This is a genomic window from Luteimonas flava, from assembly GCF_036584485.1.
In the GTDB taxonomy this organism is placed as follows: Bacteria; Pseudomonadota; Gammaproteobacteria; order Xanthomonadales; family Xanthomonadaceae; genus Luteimonas; species Luteimonas flava.
Genome location: NZ_JAZHBM010000001.1, coordinates 540592 through 555308, shown reverse-complemented (window position 1 = coordinate 555308; position 14717 = coordinate 540592). Strand labels below are relative to the sequence as shown.

Annotated in this window: 16 protein-coding genes; 12 read left to right on the top strand and 4 right to left on the bottom strand. The window is 63.9% G+C overall.

The window, feature by feature from the left end:
• The first annotated feature begins 699 nt into the window (after positions 1-699).
• The 11 genes from V3391_RS02535 (at position 700) to V3391_RS02485 (ending at position 9233) form a co-directional block, all read left to right on the top strand.
• Entirely contained in the window at positions 700-1035 is a 336-nt protein-coding gene (locus V3391_RS02535) for a hypothetical protein (protein ID WP_332076845.1), read from the top strand.
• A 66-nt stretch (positions 1036-1101) separates the two neighbouring features.
• Positions 1102-1641 (top strand): demethoxyubiquinone hydroxylase family protein, encoded by a 540-nt coding sequence (locus V3391_RS02530; protein ID WP_332076844.1) that lies wholly within the window; start codon positions 1102-1104, stop codon positions 1639-1641.
• Between the two features lie 914 nt (positions 1642-2555).
• Complete coding sequence (locus tag V3391_RS02525) at positions 2556-2696, top strand: hypothetical protein (protein ID WP_332076843.1); 141 nt, start codon at positions 2556-2558, stop codon at positions 2694-2696.
• Positions 2697-2955: 259 nt separating this feature from the next.
• Complete coding sequence (locus tag V3391_RS02520; protein WP_332076842.1) at positions 2956-3126, top strand: hypothetical protein; 171 nt, start codon at positions 2956-2958, stop codon at positions 3124-3126.
• 256 nt (positions 3127-3382) lie between these two features.
• Positions 3383-3928 carry a hypothetical protein gene (locus tag V3391_RS02515; RefSeq protein ID WP_332076841.1) on the top strand — a complete coding sequence of 182 codons (546 nt, stop codon included), beginning with the start codon at positions 3383-3385 and terminating at the stop codon, positions 3926-3928.
• An 851-nt stretch (positions 3929-4779) separates the two neighbouring features.
• Positions 4780-5277, top strand: a complete 498-nt coding sequence (locus V3391_RS02510; RefSeq protein ID WP_332076840.1) for a hypothetical protein — start codon at positions 4780-4782, stop codon at positions 5275-5277.
• A gap of 579 nt (positions 5278-5856) precedes the next feature.
• Positions 5857-6222 (top strand): hypothetical protein, encoded by a 366-nt coding sequence (locus V3391_RS02505; RefSeq protein ID WP_332076839.1) that lies wholly within the window; start codon positions 5857-5859, stop codon positions 6220-6222.
• Between the two features lie 272 nt (positions 6223-6494).
• Positions 6495-6743 (top strand): hypothetical protein, encoded by a 249-nt coding sequence (locus V3391_RS02500; protein ID WP_332076838.1) that lies wholly within the window; start codon positions 6495-6497, stop codon positions 6741-6743.
• Between the two features lie 320 nt (positions 6744-7063).
• Entirely contained in the window at positions 7064-7570 is a 507-nt protein-coding gene (locus tag V3391_RS02495; protein ID WP_425497210.1) for a DNA-deoxyinosine glycosylase, read from the top strand.
• Between the two features lie 274 nt (positions 7571-7844).
• Complete coding sequence (locus tag V3391_RS02490; RefSeq protein WP_332076836.1) at positions 7845-8705, top strand: pirin family protein; 861 nt, start codon at positions 7845-7847, stop codon at positions 8703-8705.
• Positions 8706-8783: 78 nt separating this feature from the next.
• Positions 8784-9233 (top strand): hypothetical protein, encoded by a 450-nt coding sequence (locus tag V3391_RS02485; protein WP_332076835.1) that lies wholly within the window; start codon positions 8784-8786, stop codon positions 9231-9233.
• Between the two features lie 264 nt (positions 9234-9497).
• Here the strand turns inward: V3391_RS02485 and V3391_RS02480 are convergent, their stop codons facing one another.
• From V3391_RS02480 to V3391_RS02465, 4 genes are all read right to left on the bottom strand, one after another.
• Positions 9498-10349: a pirin family protein gene (locus V3391_RS02480; RefSeq protein WP_332076834.1), complete on the bottom strand. Its 852-nt coding sequence runs from the start codon at positions 10347-10349 to the stop codon at positions 9498-9500.
• Between the two features lie 301 nt (positions 10350-10650).
• Positions 10651-12858, bottom strand: coding sequence for a bifunctional 23S rRNA (guanine(2069)-N(7))-methyltransferase RlmK/23S rRNA (guanine(2445)-N(2))-methyltransferase RlmL (gene rlmKL, locus V3391_RS02475; protein ID WP_332076833.1), 2208 nt, complete (start codon positions 12856-12858; stop codon positions 10651-10653).
• 181 nt (positions 12859-13039) lie between these two features.
• Positions 13040-13570 carry an alpha/beta hydrolase gene (locus tag V3391_RS02470; RefSeq protein ID WP_332076832.1) on the bottom strand — a complete coding sequence of 177 codons (531 nt, stop codon included), beginning with the start codon at positions 13568-13570 and terminating at the stop codon, positions 13040-13042.
• Complete coding sequence (locus V3391_RS02465) at positions 13567-14067, bottom strand: MOSC domain-containing protein (RefSeq protein WP_332076831.1); 501 nt, start codon at positions 14065-14067, stop codon at positions 13567-13569. The genes V3391_RS02470 and V3391_RS02465 overlap by 4 nt, the downstream gene beginning before the upstream one ends.
• A 23-nt stretch (positions 14068-14090) precedes the next feature.
• Here V3391_RS02465 and V3391_RS02460 point away from each other — a divergent pair, with 23 nt between their 5' ends.
• Positions 14091-14663 (top strand): N-acetylmuramoyl-L-alanine amidase, encoded by a 573-nt coding sequence (locus V3391_RS02460; RefSeq protein WP_332076830.1) that lies wholly within the window; start codon positions 14091-14093, stop codon positions 14661-14663.
• Positions 14664-14717 lie beyond the last annotated feature (54 nt).

Sequence of the window (14717 nt, the reverse complement as noted above, 5' to 3'; positions counted from 1 at the left end):
ATCTGGCTTGGGCTGGGAAGGTTACGCCAAGGGACAAGTCACTTTCGGGCAGGCTCTTGTCGGAACCGTTTTTCTGGCCGGGCTACCTCTCTGGGTAGCTCTTCGCCTGACCGTTCCTGATCTTTTGCACAGTGCCTTCGGCCTAGTGGCTAGGTTTTTCAGAAGAAGGCTCGCTAATGGGGCCTAACAATTCATTCAAGCCGATGGCGCTTCGCGGCACGGCTTAATTCAGGAGCTAGGCCTCACATGAAGCATTTTCTGTTCTGGGTGAGTCTGCTGTTCGTAGTGAGTTGCAGTCCACAGAGTCTTGCCCCACCTGGGGTAACGGTTTCTGTTTCTCCGCCTCCCGATGTCGGCGACATTGGCCACTATCTCAATTGCGCCGCAGAGCCACGTCGTAAGCTGTCTGCTCGCGAGGAGTGTGAGATTGCCGCGTTTCGTTCTCGTTGTACCGCGCTTGATGACTGCTATGTCAGCTGCATCAATAGCTTGTCAGGGTCCTTCGTCGGTGGGCGCTGCACTCACGTGTGCACGCTCGGGCCCCACCGAGGTGCTTCAGCACCGGACGCTCTCGCAAAGTGCTCAAATGTTGCCGGGCGCTCGGGCGTGGGCGTAGAGTGAGGCCTAACAATTTATTCAAGCCGACGCCGCTTTGCGGCGCGGCTTAATTCAGGCGTTAGGCATCATGGAAAATATTAGGTGACCAAGGATCAGTTCGTGCGGCGCCTTTCCGAGTTCAATAAGCGCGACCGGCGCTTCAACACCATTTATCTCACGCTCTTCTTTGGGCTTCTCATCGCCGCCATCCCTTTGCTCGGGCGAGTGCCGGAGCAGCGCCAAGGCGTCGCTGGCATCTCGTATCTCGCTGTTCTTGTCGCCAACGCCGTAATCTTCACCTTGCGCGGTCGCGGTCAGGCCAAGCGAGCCGGCTTGGTATGCCACTCATGTAAAGGTGGGTTGCTTGGCATGCTCGGCAACATAGCTGTCGCCACTGGCAACTGTCCGCATTGTGGCCAACAGGCGTTTCGGCAATGATGCCTAACAATTCATTCAAGCCGACGCCGCTTCGCGGCGCGGCTTAATTCAGGCGTTAGGGCTCACATGGAAGTAGTCATGCAACCTGTAGCCAATGATCTTGGCGACCGCATCATCAAGGTCAATCACGCCGGTGAGCATGGCGCCATAGGCATCTACACCGGCCAGATCCTCATGGCTAGGCTGACCGCTCCAAAGATGGTCGCTGAGCTTCGCGAATTCCGCTCACACGAGCAACGGCATAGAGCCATTTTTGGCGCCGAGCTGCAGCGGCGTGGCCGTCGTCGCTGTCGTAGCTACTGGCTTTGCGGCATGGGTGGCTTCGTACTCGGGGCCATAACTGGCTTGCTCGGTAGCAGTGCTATTGCAGCAACCACCACAGCCGTTGAGAGCGTCGTGCTTCGCCACCTTGAGCATCAACTTATTGTGCTGCAGGGCCATGATCCTCTCGCCGTATCAGCAATCTCATCCATTGTCGCTGAGGAGCAGCAGCACCACGACCAGTCTTTGGGACACGTCCAAGCAAGTACATTCTGGCCAAGGGTTCTCACGCCCATTGTGGCCGCCTCTACTGAGACAGTTATTTGGCTGGGCATGCGGCTGTGAGCCCTAACAATTCATTCAAGCCTACGCCGCTTCGCGGCGCGGCTTAATTCAGGCGTTAGGCTTCACATGAAGCATTTTCTGTTCTGGGTGAGTCTGCTGTTCGTAGTGAGTTGCAGTCCACACAGTCTTGCCCCACCTGGGGTAACGGTTTCCGTTCCTCCGCCTCCCGATATCGGCGACATTGGCCACTATCTCAATTGCGCCGCAGAGCCACGTCGTAAGCTGTCTGCTCGCGAGGAGTGTGAGATTGCCGCGTTTCGTTCTCGTTGCACCGCGCTTGATGACTGCTATGTCAGCTGCATCAATAGCTTGTCGGGGTCCTTCGTCGGTGGGCGCTGCACTCACGTGTGCACGCTCGGGCCCCACCGAGGTGCTTCAGCACCGGACGCTCTGGCAAAGTGCTCAAATGTTGCCGGGCGCTCGGGCGTGGGCGTGGGCGTGGGCGTAGAGTGATGCCTAACAATTTATTCAAGCCGACGCCGCTTTGCGGCGCGGCTTAATTCAGGCGTTAGGCGCTACATGCTGACCAGCTTCTGGATAAGCACGACTACCGGGCTTGGCTACGGCGTAACTGCCGGCTCACGAGCCGAGGCAATGGACCTTCTCGCGAGCTACGGGTACCCGCTACCCGGTGAGGTGATCGCTGACGTCCGTGAGAACGTAACGGTGGAGGACCTAGATCAGAACCATGTGGTGCTCAACGCGGGGCCAATAGTGGTTCGAGGCGTCTGGTTCCCTCGGCACAACGTGTAGAGCGAGACGTTCCGTTGAAGATATTCGGCGGCGCCTAACGAGTCGTTGCAGCCGACGTTGCCTCGGTCTGTGAGGCAGGCGGCAGGTGAAGCTTGCCACCTGCCTCCCAGCCCGCTATAACGCCGCTGAACTCTGGTGTTAGGCATCATGGAAAGTATTGGGTGACCAAGGATCAGTTCGTGCGGCGCCTTTCCGAGTTCAATAAGCGCGGCCGGCGCTTCAACACCATTTATCTCACGCTCTTCTTTGGGCTTCTCATTGCCGCCATCCCTTTGCTCGGGCGAGTGCCGGAGCAGCGCTAGGGCGTCGCTGGCATCTCGTATCTCGCTGTTCTTGTTGCCAACGCCGTAATCTTCACCTTGCGCGGTCGCGGTCAGGCCAAGCGAGCCGGCTTGGTATGCCACTCATGTAAAGGTGGGTTGCTTGGCATGCCCGGCAACATAGCTGTCGCCACTGGCAACTGTCCGTATTGTGGCCAACAGGCGTTTCGGCAATGATGCCTACAATTCATTCAAGCCGACGCCGCTTCGCGGCGCGGCTTAATTCAGGCATTAGGCCTCCATGATCTTTGCCGTCGAAACCGAAGAAAGATCGCTGACGGTTTTCCCAACCGAGGGCGACGTTGTGGCGTACTGCGAAGGGCTTGATGTTGAGGTTGCTACCTGGTTGTTCTGGGCTGCTGACGGCTCGCCGCTAGAGGCGGAGTTCATCACTCCCAACAAGCGAGGTTAGTTCTCTGTCCAGAGCGGCAACTACCGCCTGATTCCGGCGTCGCCAGAGCATCACGCGCATCTCGCTGAAGCGCTACATGAGATCGCAAGGCTCGAACCTACACCGCTCTTCAAGTCGCTTTTGTAAGTTCGCGAGCACCTTGTCCAAAATGGCGCTGGCACGTCGGATGAGGCCTAACAGTTCATTCAAGCCGACGCCGCTTAGCGCCGCAGCTAAATTCAGGCGTTAGGCCTTAAGGTTAAATACGGAGAAACTGATGGGATGGGGAAAGCGCTACCCTGAAGAGCAGCTAGTTGCCCGGCGCGCACTCCTTTCCACAGCGGAGTCTGCTTCTTCGGCTCTTTCCAGCTTTGTGGGTTGGCTGCTGACGGTCTCAGGAGCAAGCTTTGCTTTACTCGTGGCAAACCTCGACAAGATCGTGCCTTACGTCCATCTTCGCAGCTTCAAGTGGGCACTAGCGTGGTTCGCTATATCCATGTTGCTGGGGCTTCTGTCTCGCTGGCTTGGATCAATGGTTACCGGCGCACTGGCAGCCACTTCTGCCATAGAAAATCAGGCCAAGGCTCAAGATCTTCTTGATCGCTTTAACTTCCTTGCATTCACCAAGCTCTTCTCGAGCGGGCTACTGCCAATCTATAGATGTTTGGCTTGGCGCGGCTACTCACTGGCGCTACACGGCAATACAATCTCAAGCATCAAGCCCATAACGTATCAGTCACAGGCACAAGCGCTTCTCACACTTGGCCAGCTAATTCTATTGTTCATTGCCGTCGTGGTCTTGGCTCATGGAGTTAAGGCCTAAAAATTCATTCAAGCCGACGCCGCTTCGCGGCGCGGCTTAATTCAGGCGTTAGGCCCCGTGGGAAATATGTCGGCAATCAAACAATGGGTTCTGGCCTTTTTCGCAGTAGCCGGGGCGTTCTTTTTGGCGGGATTTGGCGGGTCCGCTGTCGCTGACGTTCTTGGTTTCTGGCACATCCCTAGCGCCGGCTTCTGTGCAGCCTTCGCGGTCGTTGTAGCTAGCTACGCTTCTGCGCCTAGCTTCAAGTTCACCCTCTCCTGCCTGGCCTTCGTGACTGGCGCAGTCGTGGCATGGATGCTGCTGGAGCCTTCGTGGTATCCAGACATGAAGCGCTATGTCTCTCTAGCGTATGAGCCGACACACCTGCCAATCATCGCTACGTACGCTGGTGGTATCACTGGCCTCTTGCTTGTCGCTACTTTGAGGTGGCGGTACGGGGCCTAACGAGTCGTTGCAGCCGACGTTGCATCGGCGCTCGGCCCAAGCGGCAGTTAAAGCTTGCCACTTGGTCCAATCGCCGCTACAAAGCGGCTGAACTCTGGTGTTAGGCGCCAACCCGCGATGCGAATGTCTCTACGAAATCAGATTGCTGCTGCAACGCTCGTGGCTACTGCAGCCGCGGGTATATTTTGGTGGGCTCACGGCCTTCTTAAGGGCGCCCTGTTTGGGGCGGCCGTCTTCGCGCTTCAGGCTATGCCGATCTTCGTCGCCGAGTGGCGTCGAGGGCCAAATGATCGTTAGGCCTTCGGCAAAAGGCGCTCTGGTTCCGGGCTCCGGATTGGTCCAAGCGCCTAACAGTTCATTCAAGCCGAAGTTGCTTCGCAACTCGGCTTAATTCAAGCGTTAGGCGCATGAGAACAAGCATCGTCGCAGTCATAGCAACAGCACTGGTGGGGTGCGCCCATTTATCGCCTTCGTCGGACGCAGGCGTTGCCATTGAGCTGGATGCACATGGCTGCATTGCAGCGGCAAGCCCTGATGTGCTGATACGCATCCGCAACACCTCAAATGCGCGCGTCGCCTTCCATACGTACGGCACGTCTAGCCCGCCCTACGAGTTGCACCCTGCCTCAGTTCAGTTGCTGGATGCTGTTTCAGGAGAGCCGTGGCAGGTCGTGTTGGAGCATTTCTTCCCGGCCACAAACGAAGTATCGCTTGATTCGGGGGATCAAGCAGATTTCACCTACGAGCCTAGTGTATGGCCATCTGGCCAAGAGACTGGCATTTTCAAACTGCAGATCCGCGACACCCGAGGCCGCTTCCACTACTCATCAGAACAGGGCGTATGCCACCCGGGCTCAGCGCCTAACAATTCATTCAAGCCGACGCCGCTTCGCGGCGCGGCTTAATTCCAGCGTTAGGCCCATGCGTACAGTTCTCGCCATCTTTCTTCTAGTGCTCGTCGCAACCGATGCATCGGCAAGTAAGTGCAAGGCAAAGTTCTTCGAGCTCTCCGGCAAGGTTACAGATGAAGCGGGAGAGCCGTTGGCTTACGCCTTGGTTGGCGTCTCTTGGGCAGTGGATACATGGCCCGGCAGTCCTGGCGTTGCAATGACGAATGAGGGCGGCGAGTACAGAGTTCCCGTTCGCCTAACGCCGCTTCACTGCGGCGTTAAAGAGTTCAACTTCTCTGTTGCGGCTTTCTCATCAACGCACCGCTCTCCGTCGGTATCCGTACGTGCGACGGAGGGAGGACTCATTGACATGCCTGTCCTAAGGGTATGGCAAAAAATCGAATCTGAGCCCGTGTGGTCCGATGAAGTAGGGTCTAACAATGGGTCAGGTCGACACCGCATCGGGACGCAAACCACTTGGCGGGCACAGCTTGCGGCCTAACAATTCATCAGTTCAGGCGTGAGATGGCAGAAGATGTGCTCGTTGTGGGCGGGACGGCTCGCAGTCTGGTTCACTCAATCCAGGAGAACCCTATGCGTTGGATCTCGAAGGTGTTCGCACTACTCGTTTTGATCACGGTGACGACTGCCAGCCAGGCTGGCCCCACCGACTCGTTCGTGGTGTCGGCAAAGCTGACAAACGCGGGTCGAACTTTCGGGGAGCCTAACGCCGTGGTGCTGGCCAATGCGCCCGCGACCGTCGAGGTCGCAGGGTCTGACGGCTACACCCTCATGGTCACGGTGTCCGACATCACGGCGGACCAGATTCAAGTGGTCGCGAATCTCGACTCACCCCACGGTTCCATGGCGCCCACGATCGTCGTTCGGCCGGATGAGGCTGCCAGTGTCCGGGTCGGTGAGCTCGGCCTCGAAGTGACGGTCAGGCGGCGTGGCAGCTAGAGAAATCTGGCGCAGATCGCATGAGCGATATCCGCCTCTTCCGTCGCATGATTCCGCTCATCGAACGCACTCCGCCAGTCTTGTCTGGCGGGTTGCGATTCGTCACGTATCGACGCTCGCGTCGATCCAGAGATGCGCTGCGACTTGGGGAGGCGTGCACGTCGGATTGGTGCAACGCGCATAACGTGATATGACGTTATAAGGCAGCCAGAACTTAGCGAGATCGCACAGCGATCGAAAACGTTTCGCCATTCCATGAACGGAGATTCGGTATGCGCAAGGCCACGATTCTGATGTTGACTGCGACCCTGATAGTCGCGGGTTGCGCTTCTACCGGAAGCGGGCGCGGGTTATCGGGTGAAGAGCGGGCAGCACAATCTGCGCAGCTCCGGTCGGATCGTCTTGACAACAACTGGCACAAGTATCGTGACCAGGAGCGCGCTGTTGAAGCGCGACGGGAAGTCAAAACGCTTGACGCGCAAGCACAGGGCAAGCGGCAGCCCGGCACGCCAAGCAACTGAATCAGCACCCGCGCGCCCGGAGGGCGGACCACCTTCAGCTTCCTCGATCTTCGGCGTCAGCAGATGTCGTCGCGAGTCGTCTTGTGACTCTACGTCTGGGATGTCGTGCGCGCATCGAACTCGCGTCGACAGGATGCAGACCCGCATGCGATTGCAGCCGCTCTTCGATGTCGGCAGTTCGATTTGCGTCGTGCAGTCAAGCAGCCTTGCCCGTCCAGCATGAAGACCGCAACTGACATGTGCGTTCTCCACATGGCGCGTGGAAGCGCCGGCCAATACCCTTGGCCGACGCCGCCGCCGCAGATGGGCATCGTATTCCTGTGACTGGCATTCGCATCCGCAGCTTCGCACCTGTCGTCGGCGATCACGCACGCGTGCTGGTGCTCGGCAGCATGCCGGGTGTGGCATCGCTGGACGCGGATCGCTACTACGCGCATCCGCGGAATGTGTTCTGGCCGATCGTCGGCGCGCTGTTCGGATTCGATCCGGCTCTGCCTTATGACGCGCGGCTTGCGCAGCTGACGGCCCGTGGCGTGGCGCTGTGGGACGTGGCCGGCGAATGCGTGCGGCCGGGCAGTCTCGATGCGCGTATCGAGGCGGGCAGCGTGGTGCCGCACGATATCGGCGGGCTGCTGGCGCGCTATCCGGGGATCACCCGAATCCGGTTCAACGGCGCGGCGGCGGAGACGCTGTTCCGGCGGCATGTGCTGCCGACGCTCGACGTCGTGCCCGATCTGCTGCGTTTGCCCTCGACGAGCCCGGCGCACGCGGCGCTGGGATTCGAGGCGAAGCTGGCGGCGTGGCGTGCGGGGTTGGCCGACGTTTGAGGTGCGTTGAACCCGGCGGCCGCCAGCCCACCTACCCGCCATGCGCGTCGATCATCGATCGACTCCAAGACAGATGCTCGCCGACGAAGGAGATGTCCCGGTTTCCCCCGGACAGACCGGAGGCCGGGTGCGACCGATCTCCCGGACCAGGTCGGTGCCTCATGCGCCCAACGACATTTCCAGCCGCAACGGATCGTCCCGCTGACCAGGGGCCGCGCGGGCAGCGCCGCTGGCATGCTGATGCCCTGCCCTCGCCGCCGCTGGAGCCGCTGCCATGACCCTGCTGATCAATCCCCGTACCCACGATCTCGGCGGTTTCGAGGTGCGCCGCGCGGTGCCGACCTTGCAGGCGCGCAGCGTAGGGCCGTTCGTGTTCGTCGATCACATGGGCCCGGCGATCTTCGAGAAGGGCGCCGGCGTGGACGTGCGACCGCATCCGCATATCGGACTGGCGACGGTGACGTTCCTGTGGTCGGGCACGATCCATCACGCCGATACGCTCGGCTACTCGCAGGACATCACCGCGGGTGACGTGAACTGGATGACGGCCGGTCGAGGCATCGCGCATGCCGAGCGCACGCCGCAATCGCTGCGCGAAGGCGAGCACCCGCTGCACGGTATGCAGACCTGGGTCGCACTGCCGAAGACGTACGAGGAAACCGCGCCGGAGTTCCATCACCATGCCGCGGCGACGCTGCCGCAGTTCCGCCGCGAGGGCGCCTGGGTGCGGGTGATCGCCGGCCGTGGCTTCGGCGAGGAGTCGCCGGTGCGCGTGTTCGCCGACACGCTCAACGTGGCGCTGGATCTCGATCCGGACGCCGAGCTTTCCATTCCGCCTTCGCATGCCGAGCGCGCGCTCTACGTGCTCGAAGGCGAGGCGCAGCTCGACGGCGCCGACATTCCGCCGCGTCACCTCGCGGTGCTGGATGCCGGGGCAGTCGCCCGGCTGCGCGCGAAGACGCCGCTCAAGGCGATGCTGTTCGGCGGCGAACCGCTCGACGGGCCGCGTCACCTGTGGTGGAACTTCGTGTCGTCGTCGAAGGACCGCATCGAGCAGGCCAAGGACGACTGGCGCGCGGGCCGCTTCGGCACCGTCCCGGGCGACCCGGAATTCATTCCGCTTCCGGAACGGTGACGGTTGTCACAATCGCTACCGCGCCGCAGCACGGATGCAGGCGTATGGTCGGAAGTCGAGTCACAGGGGACCACGACGATGCTTTCGATCCGACCGCTTGCGCTGTTGGGCGCACTGCTCTGTGCGGGCACGGCGCACGCGCAGACCGCCACCGAATGTCCGCAACTGCCACCCGAGGCCGCCGTGCGCTGGGAAGTGCAGCCGGGGCCCGACTTCGTGTTCTGCCGCGCGATGGACGTCGCCAGCGGTCAACAGGCCTTCGCCGTGACCGTGGGCCGCAGTGCGACCTTCAAGCCGCGCCGCAACGATCGCGTGGGCGATCGCGTCACCATCGATGGCACACGCACCTGGTGGCACGCGCCGGACAACGAGCTGACCGGCGCACTGGTGCGCGAAACGCTGCTGGAACTGCCGTCGGGCGATTACGCACACATCATCGTGCGCGCACGGGATGAGGCCGATTTGACGCGTTCGCTGAGCGATGCCGAATCGCTGCATTTTTCGGACGTGCACCTCGGCAGCAAATAGGTCGGAGTCTGCCCGCCTGCCTCTGATGCCGAAGCCCGATGGCGTCGTCACCCCGGGGACGTCCGGGGTGCTTCACGCCGATGCGCAACGCGGGCAATCCTGCGACTCGGCCCACGCGCGGAGCAGCTTTCAGACTGACGCCGTCGCCGGTCGTTGAAGGCGCTGGATCCCGGCGTTACCAGACCTGCGTCTGTTGAAAGCCGCCGGGATCACGGATAGCTGGAGATGCGCTCGATTCGAACGTCGTCCATTTTTAGAGGCGTATCAGAAACGGCCCTGCTCGAAATCGACGAACGCCTGCATCAGTTCTTCGCGGGTGTTCATGACGAAAGGGCCATGGCGGGCGACCGGCTCGCGCAGCGGGCGACCGGCGACGAGGATCAATCGCGCGCCGGTGTCGCCGGCTTCCAGGATCAGCTGCGCACCACCACCGAGCACGGCGAGTTCCTGTGACGCCAGCGGACGGGCGTCGTCGCCCTCGCCCACGCGGACGCCGCCTTCGAAGGCATAGGCGAAGGCGTTGTGGCCGTCGGGCAGCGCGTGGCGCCAGGTCGCGCCGGGTGCCAGGGTGATGTCGACATAAAGCGGATCGGTCGCGGGCTGCGCGATCGGTCCGGCGACGCCGTCGACGACACCGGCGATCACCTTCACCGTCACACCCTCGCCCGCCTGCACAACCGGAATGCGCTCGGGCGCGAATTCCTGATAGCTCGGCGCGGTCATCTTGTCCTTCGCCGGCAGGTTCACCCACAGCTGGAAACCGCGCATGCGACCGGCCTCCTGTTCGGGCATCTCCGAATGCACGAGTCCACGACCGGCGGTCATCCACTGCACGCTGCCGGGCACCAGCAGGCCCTCGTTGCCGTGGTTGTCCTTGTGGCGCATCCGGCCGTCGAGCATGTAGGTGACGGTTTCGAAGCCGCGATGCGGATGCTCGGGGAAGCCGGCGAGGTAATCCTCGGGCGTGTCGGTGCCGAACTCGTCGAGCATCAGGAACGGATCGAGGTCGGGCAGCTGCGGGCTGCCGATGACACGGGTGAGCTTCACGCCGGCACCGTCGCTGGCGGGCATGCCGCGCACGTGGCGGATGATGCGGGCGGAATCGGGGGTGGTCATCGGGCGGCTCCTGTCGGATGTGCCGACACGATGCGGGCGCGAGGCGTGGTTTATACGCGCGTGGGTGGAACGGAGGTTTCCGTGGGGACGGGACGGCGGTGGGAGCAGCGCGGACGGTCGAATATCGACAAAGCTTACGCGCGCGGAGATCGACCGTTGCAATCCACTTGCCCTCACCCCAACCCCCGCCCCGCGCCCCGGCCCTCGCGAGGGCGCGAGGGCGTTCGTCGGCACGCGAGCCAATGGCTCGCATGCGTGCCGCCTCACCCCCAGAGGGAGAGGGGCGGCAGGCCGTGTCGCTTCAGCGCGCGGTGATGCGCCAGGCGCGATGGATGCGCGGGTTGCGTTCGAAATCGGGTGGAATCGTCGCCGGGCTGATGTCTTCGACGTGCGCGAACGCGCCGACGGCTTCGGCGTCGAGCTTGAAGCGGCGGAAGTTGTTGGAGAAATACAGCACGCCGCCCGGCGCGAGCCGGGCCACCGCGGCTTCCAGCAGGCGCACGTGTTCGCGCTGGATGTCGAAGTCCTTGGCACGCGCCGAGTTCGAGAACGTCGGCGGGTCGCAGAAGATCAGATCGAACTGCGCCGTCTCGGCTTCCAGCCACTGCAGCGCGTCGGCCTGGACCAGGCGGTGCTTCGCGCCGCCGTAGCCATTCGCGGCAAGGTTGTCGGCGCACCACTGCAGATAGGTGCCCGACAGATCGACCGTCGTGGTCGTACGCGCGCCGCCGCCGGCCGCATGCACCGTGGCCGCACCGGTGTAGCCGAACAGGTTGAGGAAGCGGGTGTCGGCGGCTTCGTCGGCGATGCGCAGGCGCATCGGCCGGTGGTCGAGAAACAGGCCGGTGTCGAGATAGTCGAACAGATTCACGCGCAGGTGCACGCGGCCTTCGTCGACCAGCAGGAATTCATGGCGCGCGTCGAAACGGCCGTACTTGCTGCCGCCCTTGCCCTTCGAACGCGTCTTGACCGCGATGCGCTCGCGCGGGATGCGGAACACGTCGCGCGCGGCAGCCAGCACGTCGCCGAAACGTCGCCGGGTCACGGCTTCGGGAATCTCGGCCGGCGCCGCGTATTCCTGGATGTGCAGCCACAGCGGTGTCCCGTCGGCGCTGACGTCCGCTTCGGACTGGATGTAGACGTCGATCGCGGCCGCGTACTCGGGCAGGTCCGCGTCGTAGACGCGATAGCAGGTCACGCCCTCACGCTCGCGCCAGGTCTTGAACTTGCGCAGGTTCTTGCGCAGGCGGTTGGCGACCATCGTCGCGCCTTCGCCGAGGTCTTCCGGTGTTTCGCTGACGGCGCGCTGCGGCGGCCGCACCGGATCGCAGACAATCAGGCTGCACTCGATGGCGCCGTTGAACACCTGGTACTTCTTCTTCGCGCGCAGGCCGGTGGCGTGCGCGAGCTCGGGGTCGCCGCACAGCAGGCTCGCGCGCCATTCGGGCACCGCGCGTCCCAGCGCATTGCCCAGCGTGCGGTACAGCGCGGGATCGGCGGCAAGGCGCGCGTCGTAGGGCGGATTGCAGACCGCGAGCCCGCGCTTCACCGATTCCGCCAGCGCAGCATCCTCTTGCGAGGCCGGCGGCACCGGGGCCTGCAGGGTGGCGATGTCACCGATCTGCCACTCGATCGCCTCGCGCAGGCCGGCGGCCGTCGCGTTCTCGCGCGCGGCATGGATCGCATGCGGGTCGAGATCGCGGCCGAAGAACACCGCGCGCAGGCGCTGACGGCCGGTCCGTTCGCGCGCGAGCGCGTCTTCGCACAGCGTTTCCCAGTGCGCGATGTCGAATCCACGCCAGCGGCTCGGCGCACGGCCCGCCGTCGCCGCACCGCCATCGCGCGCCAGGCCGGGCGCGACATCGGCGGCCATCAGCGCGCCTTCGATCAGCAGCGTGCCGCTGCCGCACATCGGATCCAGCAGCGCGCCGCCTTCGGCATACAGCGCCGGCCAGCCGCCGCGCATCAGCACGGCGGCGGCGAGGTTCTCCTTCAGCGGCGCCTCGCCCTGCGCACGACGCCAGCCGCGACGATGCAGCGGGCCACCGCCGAGATCGACCGACAGGATCGCGCGGCCCTTGCGCACCACGAGGCTCAGGCGCAGATCCGGCGATTCGACATCGACGTCCGGACGCGCACCGGTCGCTTCGCGCAAGCCGTCGACGATCGCGTCCTTGACCCGCTGCGCGGCGTAGCGCGCGTGGGTGATCGCGCTGCCCGAGACATGCGGATCGATCGCGAGCGTCATGGTCGCGTCGAGGTGCGCGGTCCAGTCGATCGCACGCGCGCCGGCATAGAGCGCGTCCTCGTCCTCGCAGGCGTAGTCGGCGATCGGCCACAGCACGCGGCTGGCCAGGCGCGACCACAGCACCGCGCGTTGCGCGTCGTGCAGCGTGCCTTCGACGTTGGCGCCGGCGGTCGTCGCGGTGGCGTGCGCGCAGCCGAGTGCGAGCAGCTCGTCGACGAGCAGATATTCGAGGCCCTTGGGGCAGCTGGCGAAAAATTTCATGGGGACTTGGGGCTTACTTGAAGGCCGACGTGTTGACTCCGTCGATCCCGCGCAGGCGGGAACCCAGTGTCTTGACGTACTGGCCGAGCGATGCGTGCCGAAGATGGCACTGGATTCCCGCCTACGCGGGAATGACGAGAATGGTGCTGGAAGACGTGGATGTGGACATCAGCTGTTCGCGTCAAAGCGACCGCAGCAAGGCCGCGAATGCATCCGCCGACGCGTCCACATGCGCGGTCAGGCGGTGATTGTCGTCGACCAGCAGCAGCCGGCCGCGGCGGGCGCAGGTCCAGCCGACGACATCGGCGGCGGGAATCAGTTCGTCGTCCCAGCCGTGCACGACCGACAGCGGCACGTCGGCCGCCTGCAGCGGATGCGCGGCGTCGAGGCGCACCGGCGGCGCCATCAGGAACAGGCCGGCGACCGGCACCTGCAGCGACACGTGCCCGGCGATCCAAGCGCCGAGACTGGAACCGGCCAGCACCACCGGCCCACGCGCGGCGGCGTCGCGCGCCAGCCGCAGCAGGCGTTCGATGCGCGCGGCGACATCGCCGAGCGGGCTGACGTCGCGCTTGCCGTCGAGATCGGTGAAGTCCGGGCGCTCGTGGCTCCAGCCCAGACGCTCCGCCGCTTCGGCGAGCGCGGTGACCTTGGTGGCCTCCGGGCCGCTCTCGAAGCCGTGCGAGAGGATGCAGTGGCCGCGCGTACTCATGCGTCCACCCATTCGACCGCGTCGCCGATCTTCAGCGCGCCGCCTGTGATCACGCGCGCGCACAGGCCGCCCATACCGCGGAGCGCGTTGTAGCCGCCGGCGCCGAGCGCCACTTCCATCTTCGAACACGGATCGCAGGGCGCCGTACCTTCGAGCAGCACCTCGCCGACGCGGAAGCGTCGGCCCTTGAGAGAGATCAGCGGAATGCCCGAGACCACGAGATTGCGACGCAGCGTGACCGGCGTGACCTCGGCATGCCCGCTCAGCGCAGCGATCGCCGGCAGATGCTCGGCCTGGATCAGGGTCACGCCGCGCTTGCCGCTGCCGCCGGTGTAGCGGTCGCCTTCGAGGCCGATGCCGGTCACCGCGACCGCGCTGTCGACGGCGCGGATCGGCGCCTCACGGGCGGGCCGCAGGCCGATCCAGTCCACACGTCCGACGCGCGGAAACTGCGTCATCAGGGCGTGCAGGTCGGAGTCTGGCGGCGGATTTCTCATGTGTGAATGCTAGCATCCGGGCCATGTCCGACCCCACGTCCGCGCCCCGGATCGCGCTGCAACCGCTGCCCTACGTGGACCTGCTGGCGCCCCGCGCCGCGTCGGACATCCGCCTCGTCGTCATCCACTGCACCGAACTGCCGGACCTCGCGACGGCGCGTGTCTACGGCGAGCGCGTGCTCTACGACAGTGGCACCGGCGCCAGCGGCCACTGGTACATCGACCGCGACGGCCGCATCGTCGAATACGTGCCGGCGTCCCGCATCGCCCACCACGTGCGCGGCCACAACGCGACCTCGATCGGCATCGAGCTGGTGAACACCGGGCGCTTCCCGGACTGGTACGACAGCCGCCATCAGGCGATGGACGAGGCCTATACGCCGATGCAGATCGATGCGCTGGTCGCCCTGCTCGCGCATCTGCGCGCCACACTGCCTAACCTGCAAGAGATCGCCGGCCACGAGGATCTGGACACCGATCGCGTCGCCGCCAGTGAAGATCCGGCCCTGACCGTGGCCCGCAAGCGCGATCCCGGGCCGTTGTTCCCGTGGGCCGACGTGCTGGCGCGCGTGCCGCTGGCCCGCATCGGCGTCTGAACGCCCGCGTCAGGGCCCCGGCCCGCCCCCACCTATAATCGTCGGCCGGCACGC

Excerpts from the sequence above, each read along its gene's own strand:
- V3391_RS02530 (WP_332076844.1), top strand. The coding sequence starts at position 1,102 with ATGGAAGTAGTCATGCAACCTGTAGCCAATGATCTTGGCGACCGCATC.
- V3391_RS02520 (WP_332076842.1), top strand. The coding sequence starts at position 2,956 with ATGATCTTTGCCGTCGAAACCGAAGAAAGATCGCTGACGGTTTTCCCA.
- V3391_RS02515 (WP_332076841.1), top strand. The coding sequence starts at position 3,383 with ATGGGATGGGGAAAGCGCTACCCTGAAGAGCAGCTAGTTGCCCGGCGC.
- V3391_RS02510 (WP_332076840.1), top strand. The coding sequence starts at position 4,780 with ATGAGAACAAGCATCGTCGCAGTCATAGCAACAGCACTGGTGGGGTGC.
- V3391_RS02505 (WP_332076839.1), top strand. The coding sequence starts at position 5,857 with ATGCGTTGGATCTCGAAGGTGTTCGCACTACTCGTTTTGATCACGGTG.
- V3391_RS02500 (WP_332076838.1), top strand. The coding sequence starts at position 6,495 with ATGCGCAAGGCCACGATTCTGATGTTGACTGCGACCCTGATAGTCGCG.
- V3391_RS02490 (WP_332076836.1), top strand. The coding sequence starts at position 7,845 with ATGACCCTGCTGATCAATCCCCGTACCCACGATCTCGGCGGTTTCGAG.
- V3391_RS02485 (WP_332076835.1), top strand. The coding sequence starts at position 8,784 with ATGCTTTCGATCCGACCGCTTGCGCTGTTGGGCGCACTGCTCTGTGCG.
- V3391_RS02480 (WP_332076834.1), bottom strand. The coding sequence starts at position 10,349 with ATGACCACCCCCGATTCCGCCCGCATCATCCGCCACGTGCGCGGCATG.
- rlmKL (WP_332076833.1), bottom strand. The coding sequence starts at position 12,858 with ATGAAATTTTTCGCCAGCTGCCCCAAGGGCCTCGAATATCTGCTCGTC.
- V3391_RS02470 (WP_332076832.1), bottom strand. The coding sequence starts at position 13,570 with ATGAGTACGCGCGGCCACTGCATCCTCTCGCACGGCTTCGAGAGCGGC.
- V3391_RS02465 (WP_332076831.1), bottom strand. The coding sequence starts at position 14,067 with ATGAGAAATCCGCCGCCAGACTCCGACCTGCACGCCCTGATGACGCAG.
- V3391_RS02460 (WP_332076830.1), top strand. The coding sequence starts at position 14,091 with ATGTCCGACCCCACGTCCGCGCCCCGGATCGCGCTGCAACCGCTGCCC.